The following is a 16195-nucleotide window of genomic DNA, read 5'->3' on the forward strand; positions in this document are numbered from 1 at the left end:
GAGCCAGGATACTGGACCTTTCGCTCACGGCCCAATCCGGTGTGCGCTCCCGGCCACCGGCCCTTGCCGAACGGGCTGATCAGCCGTTTCCGCGCCCCTGTTCGTAGGCCCGCAGCTGCTCGGCGCTGATCATGCCGGTGTCGAAGAGGCTGGTCTCGTCGAGGGCGGGCATCTGCTGCTGGTCGGCGTAGCCCTGCTGGGCCTGCTGGGCCTGCTGGGCCTGCTGGGCCTGCTGGGCCTGCTGCGGGTCGTAGGTTCCCTGCTGAGCGTCGTAGCCCTGGTAGGCATAGGGATCGGCGGTCTGCTGCTGGTAGCCGTACGGGTCCTGCTGGCCGGCGTACTGCTGCTGGTAGCCGTAGGGGTCGGCGGCCTGCTGCTGGTAGCCATAGGCCGGCTGCTGCTCGTACTGCTGGGGTACGGGCTGCTCGGCGGAGGCGGCCTGGGTCGCCGGGGTGTCCGCCTCCGTCTGGGCGACGAGGTCGGCGAGGTAGTCGGCGTCGCTGGAGTGCTGGACGGTCGTGAGGTCGTCGGCGAGGGAACCGAGGTCGTCGCTGGCGATCCGGCCGTGCAGCTTCTGGCGGCCGCGGCCGACGGCGTCCAGGGTTTTGGCGAGGACCGCCTCGAACGCGCCGAGCTTGACGTCGACGTACTCGTCGGCGCTGCGGCGCAGGGTCTCCGGGTCGTGGCTGCGCTCGGGGGCGTCCTCGTCCTCGTAGCCCTGCTCGTCGATGCCGGGTCCGGTGCCGAGGAGCTTCTCGCGGCCGCGGCCCACCGAGCCGAGGGTCTTGGTGAGGACGACCTCGAAGTTGGCGAGCTTGGAGTCGACGTAGTCGTCGGCCTCCGCGCGGACGTCCTCGGCCTCCTTGCGGGCCTCAGCGAGGATGCGGTCCGCCTCGGCCTGGGAGCGGCGGGCGACCTCCGTGTCGGAGATCAGGGAGCCGCGCTCGGCGTGTGCCTGCCCGATGATCCGCTCGGCCTCCTGACGGGCCTGCTCGACCAGCTGCTCGCGGTCGCCGATCAGCTCCTGGGCCTGCGCGAGGGAGCCGGGCAGGGCCTGGCGCAGCTCTTCGAGCATCGAGAGCAGTTCGGCGCGGTTGACCACGCACGAGGCCGACATGGGCATCGACCGGGCACCGGAGACCGTGGTCACGATCTCGTCGAGCTTCTTCTGCACGTCCACCTGTGCTCGCCACTCTCTACAGCTGTGTTGGAGACGGACGGGACGACTTTAGCCCCATCAGTCCTTGCGCAGGCGCTCGTTGAGAGCCTCGAGAACCGTGGGCGGGACCAGGTGGGAGACGTCTCCGCCCCAGGTCGCGACCTCCTTGACGAGCGAGGAGGAGAGGAAGCTGTACGTCGGGTTGGTCGGCACGAAGAGCGTCTCCACCCCCGACAGACCGATGTTCATCTGGGCCATCTGCAGTTCGTAGTCGAAGTCGCTCACCGCGCGCAGGCCCTTGACGATGGCCGGGATGTCGCGCTGCTTGCAGTAGTCGACGAGGAGGCCGTGGAAAGCCTCGATCCGCACGTTCTCGTACTCGGCGGTGACCTCGCGGATCAGGTCGATCCGCTCCTCGACCTCGAACAGGCCCTTCTTGGACTTGTTGATCATCACCGCGACATAGACCTCGTCGTACAGACGGGAGGCGCGGGAAATGATGTCGAGGTGTCCGTTGGTGATCGGGTCGAACGACCCGGGACAGACGGCGCGGCGCACTTGAGTTCCCTCGCTCTCCGGTCCGGTCATCGTGCGTCTTCGCACGTAGAGGCGGCGCGACCGTACCAAAACGTTCCCTCGCCGTAGCGACGGGACCGGATCGCGTCGAAACCGTCCGGCCAGCTGAATTCGCCGCCTCTGGTGCTGCGCTCCACGGTGACGAGGGCAGCGGCCGCGAGCCAGCCTTCCGTACGGAGTGTGAGCAGAATCTCCCGAAGATCGTCGTCCGTGACGGCGTACGGCGGGTCCAGGAAAACCAGGTCGTACGGCTCCGCGGGAGGCGTCTGGATCACCTGGTGGGCCTTGCCCGCCCGGACCTCGGCGCCGGGCAGGCCGAGGCTCTTCACGTTCTCCCGGATGATGCGGGCGGCCCGGGCGTCGGCCTCGACGAGCAGGGTGTGGCCGGCCCCGCGGGACAGCGCTTCCAGGCCGACGGCGCCGGAACCGGCGTACAGGTCCAGGACCCGCTCGCCGTCCAGCGGGCCGCCGAGGAGGGACTGCCAGGTGGAGAAGAGGCCCTCGCGTGCGCGGTCGGACGTGGGGCGGGTGCCGGTGCCCGGCGGGACGGCCAGGCGGCGTCCGCCGGCTGCGCCGGCGATCACGCGGGTCATGTCCTCGGTCCTTGTCCGTACGTCGGTGAAGCTCGGTGGGGTTCCAGTGTCTCAGCCGGTGTGCCGGTGCACCGGGTCACCCCTTGTCGAGGTACTGCTCCCGTTCCTCGTCCAACAGGGCGTCCAGAGCCGTGCGCAGGCCCGGGAGGCGGGTGAGGTCGGGGTCGGCGGCGACGAGGGCGGCGGCCTCCTCACGGGCCTCCGCGATGATCTCCTCGTCCTCGATGACCGCGAGCATCCGCAGGCTGGTGCGGGCGCCCGACTGGGCCTGGCCGAGGACGTCGCCCTCGCGGCGCTGTTCGAGGTCGATGCGGGAGAGCTCGAAGCCGTCGAGGGTGGAGGCCACGGCGTTCAGCCGCTGGCGGGCCGCGCTCGCCTCCGGCATCTCGCTGACCAGGAGGCACAGGCCGGGGGCCGAGCCACGGCCGACGCGGCCGCGCAGCTGGTGCAGCTGGGAGACGCCGAAGCGGTCGGCGTCCATGATCACCATCGCGGTGGCGTTGGGTACGTTGACGCCGACCTCGATGACGGTGGTGGCGACCAGGACGTCGGTCTCCCCGGCGGCGAAGCGGCGCATGACCGCGTCCTTGTCGTCGGGGTGCATACGGCCGTGCAGGACCTCGACCTTGATGCCGCTGAGGGGGCCCTTGGCGAGCTGGTCGGCCACCTCGAGGACGGCGAGCGGCGGGCGCTTCTCGGCCTCGTCCTCGGGGGACTTCTTCTTGCCGGCCTTCTTGGGGTCGTCCTCCTCGTCGCCGATGCGGGGGCAGACGACGTACGCCTGATGGCCGTTCTCCACCTCCTCGCGCACCCGCTCCCAGGCCCGCGCGAGGAAGTGCGGCTTGTCGGCGGCCGGGACGACATGGCTGGCGATCGGTGAACGCCCGGCCGGGAGCTGGTCGAGGACCGAGGTCTCCAGGTCACCGAAGACGGTCATGGCGACCGTGCGCGGGATGGGCGTGGCGGTCATGACGAGCAGGTGGGGCGGCTGCTTGCCCTTGCCACGCAGGGCGTCGCGCTGCTCGACGCCGAAGCGGTGCTGCTCGTCCACCACGACCAGGCCGAGATCGTGGAACTGCACCTTGTCCTCGATCAGCGCGTGCGTGCCGATCACGATCCCGGCCTCGCCGGTGACGAGATCGAGCAGGGCCTGGCGGCGGGCGGCCGCGCCCATGGACCCGGTGAGCAGCACCACCTTGGTGGCCTGGTCGGCCCCGCCGAGCATGCCGCCCTCGGCCAGCTCGCCCATCATCTCGACGATCGACCGGTGGTGCTGCTGGGCGAGCACTTCGGTGGGCGCGAGCATGGCGGCCTGCCCGCCGGCGTCGACCACGGCGAGCATGGCGCGCAGGGCCACCATGGTCTTTCCACTGCCGACCTCTCCCTGGAGCAGTCGGTGCATCGGGTGGTCCGTGGCCAGGTCGTCGAAGATCTCGCGGGTGACCTTCTGCTGGCCGTCGGTGAGGGTGAAGGGCAAGCGGGCGTCGAAGGACGTGAGCAGGCCGTCCGGGGCGGGTTTGCGGGGGACGGCCGGGAGTTGGGCGTCCGCGTGGCGGCGGCGGGCGAGGGCGACCTGGAGGACGAAGGCCTCGTCCCACTTGAGGCGGGAGCGGGCGTCCTCGATGTCCGCCTTGGTGTGCGGGCGGTGGATCTTGAGGAGGGCCTCGGGGAGGGCGACCAGGCCGCGGCCCTCGCGGAGGGAGTCCGGGAGGGGGTCGAGGGCTTCCTGGGCGCTCGGCAGGACGGTCTGGATCGCCTTGCCGATCTTCCAGGACTCCAGCTTGGCGGTGGCGGGGTAGATCGGGATGAGGGCGCCGGCCCAGGCGTCGACCGCCTCCTCGCTGTCGCCGCGCAGCAACTCATACGCCGGGTGGGCCAGTTGGAGGCGGCGGTTGAAGACGGAGACCTTGCCGGCGAACAGCGCGCGGGTGCCCGGCAGGAGTTCCTTGTGGGGTTTGTGAACGCCGTGGCCGAAGAAGACCAGTTGGAGTCGGCCACTGCCGTCCGTGATGGTCACTTCGAGGCGCTGGCCCTTGCCGCGCGGGGCCTTGGCCGAGGCGAAGGTGTGCAGGCGGGCGTCGGCGACCTGGGCGACCACCGTGACGTGCTCGTCCATGGGGAGGTCGGCGAGGTGGGTGAGCTGGCCCCGCTCCTCGTATCGGCGCGGGTAGTGGTGCAGGAGGTCGCCGACGGTGAGCAGGCCGAGATGCTCGGCCATCACCTTCGCGGTGGCGGGGCCGAGCACCTTTTTCAATGGTTCTTCCAGTGCGGGCACGAGATCCATTGCACACCACACCACTGACAATGCCGTATACGTCTCGGGAAACCCCTGGTCAGACGGCTGGTTGAGGCTTAGGATGGCGCGCCTCAAGCCATCCCCCGCGGTCACCGCCTCACACGGGACCGCCCGACCCCGCGCCGTCGCCCGTTCCCCCCACCGGCGCAGCGACGATGGACTCCCAGACCTCACAGCCCTCTGCGGCATCCCCTTCGCCCCAGTCACCTCATACGTTCCAGGTCGACCTGCGTGGTCTGGTGGACCTGCTCTCCCATCACCTCTACTCCAGCCCCAAGGTCTATCTGCGCGAGCTGCTGCAGAACGCGGTGGACGCGATCACCGCCCGGCGGGCCGAGCAGCCCGACGCCCCGGCGCGCGTGCGGCTGTACGCCGAGGGCGGGTCCCTGCGTGTCGAGGACTCCGGGATCGGGCTCACCGAGGCGGACGTGCACACCCTCCTCGCCACCATCGGGCGCAGCTCCAAGCGCGCCGACGGGCTGCAGGAGGCCCGCTCCGACTTCCTCGGGCAGTTCGGCATCGGGCTGCTCGCCTGCTTCGTGGTCGCCGAGCGGATCCGGGTGGTCAGCCGCAGTGCGCGTACGCCCGGTGCGGCACCCGTGGAGTGGACGGCGAGCGACGACGGTTCGTACACCGTGCGGACACTGCCGGACGAGGCCCGTCCGGAACCGGGCACCACCGTGCACCTGATGGCGCGGGCCGGTGCCGGGGAGTGGCTCACCGAGGAGCGGGTCCTCGCGCTGGCGCGGGACTTCGGCTCGCTGCTGCCGTACGACGTGCGGGTGGGCGACGAGGCGGTCACCGACCTGCCCGCGCCCTGGGACCGGACGTATCCGAGCCCCGCCACCCGAAGGGTGGCCCTGGCGCGGCACTGCTACGACCTGTTCGGGTTCGCTCCGCTGGACTCGATCGAGCTGGACGTGCCGCTCGCCGGGATCCGCGGGATGGCGTACGTCCTGCCGTCGGCGGTCAGTCCGGCCCAGCGGGCGAGTCACCGCGTGCACCTGAAGGGCATGCTGCTGACCGAGCGGGGCGAACAACTGCTGCCGGACTGGGCGTTCTTCGTGCGCTGTGTCCTGGACACGGACAGTCTGCGCCCCACGGCCTCGCGCGAGTCGCTGTACGAGGACGAGACGCTGGCGGCCGTACGGGAGGCGCTGGGCGAGCGGATCCGGTCCTGGCTGACGGGCCTGGCGGCCGGTGATCCGGAGCGGCTGGCGGCCTTCCTGGAGGTGCACCACCTGGGCGTGAAGTCGCTGGCGCGGCACGACCGGGAGATGCTGCGCACGATGCTGCCGTGGCTGCCCTTCGAGACGACCGACGGGCGGCTGTCCCTGGAGGAGTTCGCGCAGCGCCACCCGGTGGTGCACTTCACGCGGACCGTCGAGGAGTACCGGCAGGTCGCGCCGATCGCCTCCGCGCAGGGCGTCGGGGTGATCAACGGCGGCTACACGTACGACAGCGAGCTGATCGAGGCGCTGCCGTCGGTGCGGCCGGGGACGGTGGTCGCCGAGCTGGACGCCGACACCGTGACCGCGCATCTGGACGCGGTCGATCCGGCCGAGGAGCTGGCACTGGCGGGCTTCCTGGGGGCAGCGCGGGCGAAGCTCGACCCCTTGGGCTGTGACGTCGTACTGCGCGCCTTCCATCCGCTCTCCGTGCCCGCGCTGCACCTGGACGACCGGTCGACGCGGCACGAGCAGGCCCGGGCGGAGGCCGAGGAGCAGGCCGACGACCTGTGGGCGGGCATCCTCGGCTCGCTGCGGGGCAGCGCCCCGCGCGCGCGGCTGGTGCTCAACCACCTCAACCCGCTGATCCGGCGGATCAGTTCCCTGGGCGACCCGGAACTGATCGGCACCGCCACCGAGTCCCTGTACGGGCAGGCGCTGCTGATGGCCCAGCGACCGCTCAGGCCCGCGGACTCGGCGCTGCTGAACCGGGCGTTCATCGGCCTCCTGGAATGGGCCACCCACGGCGAGGAGGGTCACTGATGAGTGAGATCACGGACTTCGACGAGCTGCGCCGGGCGATGGCGGAGAACTCCGAGCAGCCGGAGGGGCCGGCCCGCAATGCGCGCGCGGAGCAGCTGCTCGCCCAGGCGGAGAAGCTGAACGTGCCGCTCGCGGTGATCGAGGCGCTCGGGCACCAGCTGAAGGTCTACAACTACAGCTCCGAGAAGGCCAAGATGTTCGTCCCCTTCGCGCGGCTGCTGCGCATGTGGGACGAACGGCCCGAGGACTTCGACGAGTACGAGGCGCACTCGCTGCACTGGGTCTTCAAGTGGATGTCGTCCGGCATGCTCGACCAGCCGCACATTCCGCTCGCCTCCGTCGAGAAGTGGCTCGGCGAGATGGAGCACCGCTACCGGCTGGCCGGGCACTCCGAACGGGCCGTGCGCAGCGCCGAGTTCAGCGTGGCCGCGCACATCGGGGACGTGGCGCGGGCCGAGCGGGCGTACGCCGCGTGGCTGGCCGCCGACCGGGACGCGATGGCCGACTGTCACGCCTGCGAGCTGCACGGGCAGGGCTGGTGGCAGTCGGAGCGCGGGCGGGACGCGCAGGCGCTGGAGCTGTGGGCGCCGGTCCTTACGGGCGAGTACACGTGCGCCCACGAGCCGCACACGGTGCTCGCGTCCTCCCTGGTGCCCCTGCTGCGGCTCGGCCGCGCGGACGAGGCGCGCGCCAACCATCTGCGGGGCTTCCGGCTCGTACGGGCCATGGAGAGCATGCGGGGCGCCTACGCCGACCACGTCGAGTTCTGCGCGCTGTCCGGCAACGAGGCGCGTGGTCTGGAGCTGCTCGCGGAGCGGCCGGCGTACTTCACGGACGACGGGCATCCGCGCAGCAAGCTGGACTTCATGGCCGTGGTGGCCCTGCTCATGGATCGTCTGACCGAGCTCGGGCTCGGCGGGCAGCCGGTGCCCGGACCGGCCGAGCGGGTGTGGAACGCGCGCGAACTCGCCGCCCACGCGCGCGGGGAGGCCCTCGCGCTGGCCGCCCGCTTCGACGAGCGCAACGGCACCCGGTACGTCAGCGAACGGGCACACGCGCGGATGGCCCAGCGGCCGCTGGTGGAACGGCTGCCGCTGGGCGTGCGGTCGGCGCGCGCGGTCTCCGCCCATCCTGTGCCGCCGCCGGTGTCCGTCCCCCCGCAGGAGCCCGATCTGGCCGCCCTGCTCGCCGAGGCGCGACGGCTGTCGGACACCTTGCAGCCGAACGCCGTCGAGGCCTGGGCGGCGGTCGCGCGGGCCGCGGAGGGCGTCGAGCTGGACGCCCGCGACCGGGCCGAGATCGCCGACCACGAGGCGATGGACCGAGGCCCCGAGGGCGTCGGCCTCTTCGAGCGCGCCGCCGAGCTGTACGCGGAGGCGGGCGACCCCGGGGAAGCCTTGGCGGCACGCGCGCGTGCGGCGTACGTACGCGCCCTCACAGGCGACGTGGACGCGGCACTGACAGCGGTCGCCGAGCCGTACGACGAGATCCTCGCGCTGTACGCCGAGGACGGCACCGGCGTACGGCAGACGGCGTCGGTGCTGATGGGGCGGGCGCGGATTCTGATGCGACGGGTGCAGCAGGTCGTCGAGTCCCGGGGGGACGACGAGCTCCTCGCCGACGAGCGGCAGGGGGCAGCGGCGCCGGGTGGCGAAGCGACCGCTGACGGCGGCCCCCAGCCTGCCGTGCCTCCGGTCGGCGGCCCCTCCGTGGGCTCGGTTCTCGCCGCTGCCGAGATGGCCGCGCGGGAGGTGCTGGCGCTGGCCGAGGGGCGCACCGGGGAGGACGTGCGGCTTGCGGCGCGGGCCGCGGAGGCACAGGCGATGCTCGCGGAGCTGGCGGGGCACCGAGGGGACGTGGAGGTGGCCGCGGAGCTGTTCGCGCGGGCCGCTGCGGCGTTCGTGGGTGCGGGGCTCCCCTGGTTCGCGGTGGAGTACGAGGCCCGGTTGGCGGGGCTCGCGCACCACCTCGGCGACCCGGCCGAGACGGAACGGGCGCTGCGGGCCGCCCTGGAGCACGGCGGGCCGCACCTGGAGGCCATCGGACGGGCCCAGCTGCACCTCCAGCTCGCCGAGGTCGTCGGCGGTAAAGGGCTGGCTCAGGAGGCGGCCGAGCACGCCCTGGAGGCAGCGCACTGGGCCGACGAGGCCGGGGAGGGCCCGACGCTCGGGGCCTGGGCACGTCAGCAGCTCGGCGGGTTCCTGCTGCGGCTGGGACGGTGGGCCGAGGCCGCGGAGGTGCTGGAGTCGGCGCTGCCCGATCTGAACGCCGAGACGCACGGCGACGGCGCGGTCGTGCAGACGCAGTGGTGGCTCGGCGACTGTCTGAGCGAGCTCGGCGAACACCGCGCGGCAGCCGAACGGCGGCTCCAGGCGGCCGACATCGCCCGGCACTGGCCCGAGCAGCACGACCACGCGACGCTCGCCCACCTCGCCGCCGAGTCCCTCGGGCACGCGGGGCAGCATGCCGACGCGGACCGGGCGTACGCGCGCGCGGGCGATCTTTGGCGGTCCCTCGGCAACGTCCACGGCCTTGTCCGCTCCCTGCGCGCCCGCGCGTGGCTCGCGCTGCGCCCGGAGGAGGGCCCCGAGGAGGCACGGGAGTTGATGGCGAGCGCCGTCCGGGAGTGCGAGACGGCGCTGGGCCCGGAGATGGCCGACGAGGACGCCCGGCAGCGGCTCGTCGCCGAACTCGGCCACACCCGCCGCCAGTTCGGCGACCTGCTGGCCCGTACCGCCGCCGAGGACGCCGAGGACGACTCGATCCGGGCCGTGCTGGAGGATTCCCTGGCCCAGGTGGCGGAGGCCATCGTGCTGTTCGCCTCCCTCGGGGCGGACGCCCTGGACAGCCGGACCGGCGCCGAACTCACCGCGGGCTGGCTGGAGGCCGACCTGAGCCGCCCCGCCCGGGCGGCGGCACGCGCGCGTGCGGTGCTGGCGGCGTACGGCGCGGACGAGGCCGAGGACGAGGTGGCTCAGGCACGACTGGCCGAGGCCCGGCAGCTGCTCCAGGTCGTGGAGGAACAGGCGGCGGCACAGGCGGACGAACAACCGGCCGACTAGGACCTGCCCGACCCCGATGAGGCCGACCGGGGCTACTCCACGCCGATGAGGAGCACGGCTCCCTGCCGACCGCCCCGGTACACCACCGTGTCGACGGCCAGGTACGACTCCCGCACGCGCGCTTCGAGATGTTCGGCGACAAGCTCGGGCGCCTCGTCGCCCAGCACGAGGGTGACCAGCTCGCCGCCGGCCGCGAGCATGCGGTCGAGGACCGTTTCGGCGGTGACGGTGACGTCGGCCCCGATGACGGCCACGTCGCCGTCGATGAGGCCGAGGACGTCACCGGCCTGGCAGATGCCGGCCATGGTCCAGGACTGGCGTTCCGCGACGACGACCTCGGCGTACCGGGTGGCACCCGCCGCCGAGGTCATGGTCACGACGTCCTCGTCGAAGCGGCGGTCCGGCTCGTGCACGGCGAGCGCGGCGATGCCCTGGACCGCGGAGCGCGTCGGGATGAGCGCCACGCGGATGCCTTCCGTGCGGGCCTGTTCGGCGGCCGCGGCCGCGGTGTGGCGCAGGTCCGCGTCGTTGGGCAGCAGCACCACCTCGCGCGCGTGGGCACGCCGTACCGCCTCGACGAGCTCTCCGCTCGCGGGCGGCTCCCCGGGGCGCGCGAGCACGGTCGTCGCGCCGGCCTCGGTGTAGAGCCCGGCCAGACCCTCGCCGGGCACGACGGCCACGACGGCGCGCTGGGCACGCTCCCTGGCCGGCCGCTCGGCGCCGGTGGTGTGCACGTCGCCGAGTCCGAAGTGCGTGATCCGGATCCGGTACGGCCGCCCGGCCTCGACGCCCGCCTCCACGGCGGCGCCCGCGTCGTCGACGTGCACATGGACGTTCCACAGCCCGTCGCCGCCGACCACGACGAGCGAGTCCCCGAGGGCGTCGAGCCGCGCGCGCAACCGCGCGACGGCCGCGTCGTCGGCCTCCAGGAGGTAGATCACCTCGAAGGCGGGCCCGCCTTCTTGCGAGGCACCGTCCGCACACTCGTCGCCGCCGTGCTCCGGATCGCCGTCGCTGTCGCCGTCGCGGTCTGCCCAGCCGCCCTGCTCTCCGTCACCATCCCCATCCCCGTCGTCGTCCGCCCGACCGACCTCCCGGTGCTCCACGCGCGCGTGCCCGCCCGCACCCGAAGCACCCGAAGCACTTGAAGCACCCGAAGCACCCGAAGCACCCGAAGGGTCCACCCCCGGCGCCTCCCCCGTGAACGTCTCCACCAGCGCCCCCAGCACCGCCACCAGCCCCCGTCCGCCCGCGTCGACCACCCCGGCGCGCTCCAGGACGGCCAGCTGGCCGGGGGTCGCGGCGAGGGCGGCGCGGGCGCCCTCGTAGGCCGCGCGGGCCACCGTCGCGCAGTCACCCTTGGCTCCGGTGGCCGCGTCGGCGGCGGCCGAGGCGACGGTGAGGACCGTGCCCTCGACGGGACGGGCCACGGCCTGGCGGGCGGAGTCGGCCGCGTGCCGCAGGGCGAGCGTCAGGCCCCGGCCGTCGGTGTGAGCGGTCTCACCGTCGGCGGCGAGCACCTGTGCCATGCCGCGGAGCAGCTGCGCCAGGATCGTCCCCGAGTTGCCCCGCGCGCCTATGAGTGCCCCGTGCGCCATCGCCCGCGCGGCGTCGGCCAGCGCGGGCCTCCCGGCGGTCGGCATGCTCGCCGCGTGCCCCGCGAACACCGCCTCCACGGCCGCGACGGCCGACTCGACGGTCAGATACAGGTTCGTGCCGGTGTCCCCGTCCGCGACGGGATAGACATTGATCGCGTCGATCTCCTCGCGCGCCCGGCCCAGCGCCCGGAGCGCGAGATCGCACCAGGTGCGCACCGCGAGAGCATCGAAGAATGTCTGCGGCACCTGCGCCACCTGTCGCCTCCTAGGACCTGCCCGGCTGATCATGTCGCAGACGCGGGGTCCGGTGCGCGCACCTGCCGCGTTGTCGTCGGTCGCCGACTCCCCCGCTCCCGACTGCGCTCGAGCGGGGGAACGCCTGGCTGCTGGACGTGGGACGCAGCGTAGACCTCGGGGTGGTGTTCACCGGAAGAGGGCTGGAGCGAGGCCCTGAGCAGCCATGGTAGTTTCGTTCTACTGGCGCAGTCGTTGTATGCTGCTCCGGTTGCCCGATCCACTCGGGCCAATCCCCTGGCACCGCCAATCAGATCTCTGATCCTACGATCTCGATCCCGGCATGCCGGGATCCACCGTAAGTGCATCTGAAGTCTTTGGAGTGACCCGTGGCTGCCAACTGCGACGTCTGCGGCAAGGGGCCGGGCTTCGGCAACAGCATCTCGCACTCGCACCGCCGTACGTCCCGTCGCTGGAACCCGAACATCCAGCGCGTGCGTACTGTGGTCGGCGGGACGCCGAAGCGCCTGAACGCTTGCACCTCGTGCATCAAGGCCGGCAAGGTCTCGCGCTGACGCACAGCTAAGCGCGCGGCCACTGCTGGTTCGCTGCACAGAGCCGGTCCACCCCGTGTGGACCGGCTTTTTGCACGCCCGCCCCGGCTCACCAGACCGCGCTCACCGGACCGCGTAAACGCTCGCGCAAGCGTTTACGCCCCGCCGTCCGCCCTGAACCGCCACCCGTGGTCGACAGGCCCGATCCCCCCGCCGAGCGCGAAGCCGGCCGCGATCGCGCCGGTGACGTACTCCTTGGCCGCCGCCACCGCCTCCGGCACGGTCTGCCCCTTCGCGAGCTGCGAGGCGATCGCGGAGGCGAGGGTGCAGCCCGTGCCGTGCGTATGCCGGTTGTCGTACCTCGGCGCGCGCAGCCAGTGCTCCTCGGAGCCGTCGGTGAGCAGGTCCACCGCGTCACCGGGCAGGTGACCGCCCTTGATGAGCACCCAGCGCGGTCCGTACGACAGCACGGCAGCGGCCGCTTCAGCCATCCCGGATTCCGACTCGACCAGCACACCCGTGAGCTGGGCCACCTCGTCGAGGTTCGGCGTCGCCACGGTCGCGACCGGCAGCAGTTTCGTCCGTACGGAGTCCAGGGCCGACGCGGCGAGCAGGGGGTCCCCGTGCTTGGAGACGCCGACCGGGTCGACGACGGCGGGCGCGTCCGTCCCGCCGATCAACTCGGCCACCGCCTCCACGAGTTCGGCGGAGGCAAGCATCCCCGTCTTGATCGCCTGGACGCCGATGTCGTCGACCACGCTGCGGTACTGCGCCCGTACGGCCTCCGCCGGAAGCTCCCAGGCCCCTTGCACGCCAAGGGAGTTCTGCGCGGTGACCGCCGTGACGACACTCATGCCGTGCACGCCGAGCGCGAGCATCGTCTTCAGGTCGGCCTGGATGCCCGCGCCACCTCCGGAGTCGGAGCCCGCGACCGTGAGAACACGAGGCGGCGCGCTCATGACTCGATGTCCCCGAAGTGGTCCCAGCCGCCCTTCTTGGTCCACGGCGCCCCGTCCACGGTCACCTGGGGCAGCGCCGACGGGTTGAGCACCTCGCCGATGATCTTCCAGCGGGCGGGCAGCTTCACGTCCGGCGGGAAGGTCGCGACGATCGCGTGGTCCTCTCCCCCGGTGAGCACCCACTGCATGGGGTCGACGCCGACGGCCTGCCCGATGTCGTTCATCTGTGACGGGATGTCGATCGCCCCGGAGCGGACGTCGATACGGACCTTGCTCGCCTCGGCGATGTGCCCGAGGTCGGCGATCAGCCCGTCGCTCACGTCGCACATCGCGGTCGCGCCGAGCCCGGCGGCAGCCGGTCCCGCGTGGTACGGCGGCTCGGGGCGCCGATGTGCCTCCACGAAGGCGCGCGGCGAGCGGAACCCTCGGGAGAGCACCGCGAACCCGGCCGCGGACCAGCCCAGCCAGCCGGTCACCGCGACGATGTCACCGGGCTGCGCGCCCCCTCGCGTCACGGGCTCGTTGTTGCGCAGATCGCCGAGCGCGGTGATCGACACCATGATCGTGTCGCCGCGTACGACGTCCCCGCCGACCACGGACGCGCCCGCGACCTGGCACTCGTCGCGCAGGCCGTCCATCATCTCGACCGGCCAGGCCACCGGGAGTTCGGCCGGCACGACCAGTCCGAGCAGCAGCGCGGTCGGGACGGCGCCCATGGCGGCGATGTCCGCGAGGTTCTGCGCGGCGGCCTTGCGGCCCACGTCGTAGGCCGTGGACCAGTCGCGGCGGAAGTGCCGTCCCTCCAGGAGGATGTCGGTGCTCGCCACCACCCTGCGGTCGGGAGCGGCCACCACCGCGGCGTCGTCGCCGGGGCCGACCCGGACCGCCGGGGTGGTGGTGAGACGGGAGGTGAGCTCCCTGATGAGCCCGAACTCACCGAGCTCACCAACAGTGCCCTTCATTGCCCTTACGCCCCTTCTGTACCTGTCCGTGCCCGGTCGCGCGTCACCAGTGTCCTCGATACGGTCGAGAAGACCGTCAACTTCTTCCGTGCCTGCACCCCGGCGCGCAAGCCCTGGTCTCCGCAGGTCTCCCCGCGGCGAGCGGGGACGCGATACCGTGGCGTTCCTTTTCCCCACATGATCCTCGTGGCCGCCCTGGAGGTTCCGTGGTACAGGCGTACATCCTGATCCAGACGGAGGTCGGCAAGGCGTCGACCGTCGCCGAGACGATCAGCAAGATTCCTGGGATCATCCAGGCCGAGGACGTGACGGGACCGTACGACGTGATCGTGCGCGCCCAGGCCGACACGGTCGACGATCTCGGCCGCATGGTGGTCGCGAAGGTCCAGCAAGTGGACGGCATCACCCGCACACTGACCTGCCCGGTCGTCCATCTGTAGCCCCCGTCTACCCTTGGCCGGTGAACTTCTTCCGCCACCGGTACCGCATCCTCATCGGGCCGCCCGCGCTCGCCGTGCTGATCACGGTCGCGGGCTGCTCCTCAGCAGACGACAGTGCGTCGGCGGCGGTTCCCAGTCCGAGTGCGAAGGTCATGAAGCTGTGCCAGAACCTGGAGAAGGCGCTGCCGACGAAGCTGGACGGTCTGGGCCGTGAGGATCCCGAGCCCGCCTCCGCACTGACGGCGGGCTGGGGAAGCCCGGCGATCATACTGCGCTGCGGTGTCGTACGACCGCCCAAGATGGTCGACCCCAAGGTGGCCGAAGGCGGCGACGCGGACGCGGTGGCCGGCGGTGTGAACGGCGTCGACTGGCTGATGGAGAAGCAGGACGACGGAGCGTACCGCTTCACCACCGCCAATCGCAGCGCGTACGTCGAGGTGACGGTGCCCAAGGGGCAGGACAGTTCCGGAGTACTGGTCGACCTCGCTCCGGCCGTCAAGAAGGCGGTCCCCGAAGGGATCGCCGACTAGCCGCCCGCCGGCCGCCCGCTCGGGCGATGGGCCCGCCGGCTCAGCGCAGGCCCGTCGCCCGCCGCAGCGCCGCCTGCACCAACCGGTCCACCAGCTCCGGATAGCTGATCCCGCTCGCCTGCCACATCTGCGGGTACATCGAGATCGGTGTCATGCCGGGCATCGTGTTGATCTCGTTGATCACGAACTCGCCGTCCTCGGTGAGGAAGAAGTCCGCGCGCACCAGTCCCTCGCAGGAGGCGGCGTCGAAGGCCTCCACCGCGAGCCGCTGCACCTCGGCGGTCTGCTCGTCGGTCAGCGGGGCGGGCACGATGCCGGGCGTCGAGTCGATGTACTTCGCCTCGAAGTCGTAGTACGCGTGCGTGTCCGGCGGCGGGATCTCCGAGGGCACGCTCGCCCGGGGGCCGTCCTCGAACTCCAGCACCCCGCACTCGATCTCGCGGCCGCGAAGTGCCGCCTCCACGAGGATCTTCGGGTCGTGCCGCTGGGCCTCGGCGATCGCCTCGTCCAGGCCCGCCAGGTCGTCGACCTTGGTGATGCCGATCGACGATCCCGCGCGCGCGGGCTTCACGAACAGCGGCCAGCCGTGCTCGCCCGCCAGGTCGACGATCTTCTTGCGGGCGGCGGACTCGTCGCGCTCCCACTCGCGCGGCCGGATCACCACGTACGGGCCCACCTTGAGCCCGAAGGAGGTGAACACCCGCTTCATGTACTCCTTGTCCTGGCCGACGGCCGAGGCGAGCACGCCCGAACCCACGTACGGCACACCGGAGAGCTCCAGCAGGCCCTGGAGGGTGCCGTCCTCGCCGTAGGGGCCGTGCAGCACCGGGAAGACGACGTCGACCTCGCCGAGCGCCTTGGGCACCGATCCGGGCTCGCTGTAGACGACTTCGCGGTTCGCGGGGTCGACCGGCAGCACCACGCCGCCCTCGCTCGAGTCGGCGAGCTCCTCGACGTTCGGCGTACGGCGTTCCGTGATCGCCATGCGTTCGGGTTCGTCGGCGGTGAGCACCCACCGGCCTTCCCGGGTGATGCCGATCGGCAGGACGTCGTACTTCGTCCGGTCGATGGCCCGCAGTACGGCGCCGGCGGTGACCATGGAGATCCCGTGTTCGGAGCTGCGTCCGCCGAACACGACGGCCACGCGCGGCTTGCGAGGCGGCTGCTCAGGGTTCTGGGAGAGGTTCTCGGTGCTCATATCGCGTTGAGAGTACCCGCTGGTATCCGATTGGTCAGCGACC

Annotated in this window: 13 protein-coding genes; 5 read left to right on the plus strand and 8 right to left on the minus strand. The window is 72.0% G+C overall.

The window, feature by feature from the left end; translation table 11 throughout:
* Nucleotides 1–79 precede the first annotated feature (79 nt).
* The 4 genes from OG252_RS16560 to recG form a co-directional block, all read right to left on the minus strand.
* On the minus strand, nucleotides 80–1180 hold the full coding sequence (locus OG252_RS16560; protein ID WP_266433334.1) for an ATP synthase F0 subunit B: 1101 nt from the start codon (nucleotides 1178–1180) through the stop codon (nucleotides 80–82).
* 57 nt (nucleotides 1181–1237) lie between these two features.
* On the minus strand, nucleotides 1238–1717 hold the full coding sequence (gene coaD / locus OG252_RS16565; protein WP_266448059.1) for a pantetheine-phosphate adenylyltransferase: 480 nt from the start codon (nucleotides 1715–1717) through the stop codon (nucleotides 1238–1240).
* 26 nt (nucleotides 1718–1743) lie between these two features.
* Nucleotides 1744–2328: a 16S rRNA (guanine(966)-N(2))-methyltransferase RsmD gene (gene rsmD / locus OG252_RS16570; protein WP_307677530.1), complete on the minus strand. Its 585-nt coding sequence runs from the start codon at nucleotides 2326–2328 to the stop codon at nucleotides 1744–1746.
* Nucleotides 2329–2404: 76 nt separating this feature from the next.
* Complete coding sequence (gene recG, locus OG252_RS16575; protein WP_329336931.1) at nucleotides 2405–4612, minus strand: ATP-dependent DNA helicase RecG; 2208 nt, start codon at nucleotides 4610–4612, stop codon at nucleotides 2405–2407.
* Between the two features lie 167 nt (nucleotides 4613–4779).
* Here recG and OG252_RS16580 point away from each other — a divergent pair, with 167 nt between their 5' ends.
* Complete coding sequence (locus tag OG252_RS16580; RefSeq protein ID WP_329336933.1) at nucleotides 4780–6615, plus strand: HSP90 family protein; 1836 nt, start codon at nucleotides 4780–4782, stop codon at nucleotides 6613–6615.
* Entirely contained in the window at nucleotides 6615–9677 is a 3063-nt protein-coding gene (locus OG252_RS16585; protein WP_329336935.1) for a tetratricopeptide repeat protein, read from the plus strand. Before OG252_RS16580 ends, OG252_RS16585 begins: the two co-directional genes overlap by 1 nt.
* Nucleotides 9678–9709: 32 nt before the next feature.
* Here OG252_RS16585 and OG252_RS16590 read toward each other — a convergent pair whose 3' ends face one another.
* On the minus strand, nucleotides 9710–11530 hold the full coding sequence (locus OG252_RS16590) for a DAK2 domain-containing protein (RefSeq protein ID WP_329336937.1): 1821 nt from the start codon (nucleotides 11528–11530) through the stop codon (nucleotides 9710–9712).
* 368 nt (nucleotides 11531–11898) lie between these two features.
* Between OG252_RS16590 and rpmB the strand changes: the two genes are divergently transcribed.
* Nucleotides 11899–12084 carry a 50S ribosomal protein L28 gene (gene rpmB / locus OG252_RS16595; RefSeq protein WP_217234690.1) on the plus strand — a complete coding sequence of 62 codons (186 nt, stop codon included), beginning with the start codon at nucleotides 11899–11901 and terminating at the stop codon, nucleotides 12082–12084.
* A gap of 134 nt (nucleotides 12085–12218) precedes the next feature.
* Here the strand turns inward: rpmB and thiD are convergent, their stop codons facing one another.
* Both thiD and OG252_RS16605 read right to left on the minus strand, forming a co-directional pair.
* On the minus strand, nucleotides 12219–13022 hold the full coding sequence (gene thiD, locus OG252_RS16600) for a bifunctional hydroxymethylpyrimidine kinase/phosphomethylpyrimidine kinase (RefSeq protein ID WP_266433347.1): 804 nt from the start codon (nucleotides 13020–13022) through the stop codon (nucleotides 12219–12221).
* The gene (locus OG252_RS16605) at nucleotides 13019–13984 is read right to left on the minus strand and encodes a thiamine-phosphate kinase (protein ID WP_266433349.1); all 966 of its coding nucleotides are present in this window, start codon (nucleotides 13982–13984) and stop codon (nucleotides 13019–13021) included. Before OG252_RS16605 ends, thiD begins: the two co-directional genes overlap by 4 nt.
* A 206-nt stretch (nucleotides 13985–14190) precedes the next feature.
* Here OG252_RS16605 and OG252_RS16610 point away from each other — a divergent pair, with 206 nt between their 5' ends.
* Nucleotides 14191–14424: an Lrp/AsnC family transcriptional regulator gene (locus OG252_RS16610; RefSeq protein ID WP_020138723.1), complete on the plus strand. Its 234-nt coding sequence runs from the start codon at nucleotides 14191–14193 to the stop codon at nucleotides 14422–14424.
* A 20-nt stretch (nucleotides 14425–14444) separates the two neighbouring features.
* Nucleotides 14445–14954 (plus strand): DUF3515 domain-containing protein, encoded by a 510-nt coding sequence (locus OG252_RS16615; RefSeq protein WP_329336943.1) that lies wholly within the window; start codon nucleotides 14445–14447, stop codon nucleotides 14952–14954.
* 40 nt (nucleotides 14955–14994) lie between these two features.
* Here the strand turns inward: OG252_RS16615 and OG252_RS16620 are convergent, their stop codons facing one another.
* Nucleotides 14995–16152: a D-alanine--D-alanine ligase family protein gene (locus OG252_RS16620; RefSeq protein ID WP_266433354.1), complete on the minus strand. Its 1158-nt coding sequence runs from the start codon at nucleotides 16150–16152 to the stop codon at nucleotides 14995–14997.
* Between the last annotated feature and the right edge of the window lie 43 nt (nucleotides 16153–16195).

Source organism: Streptomyces sp. NBC_01352, from assembly GCF_036237295.1.
Lineage (GTDB): Bacteria > Actinomycetota > Actinomycetes > Streptomycetales > Streptomycetaceae > Streptomyces > Streptomyces plumbiresistens.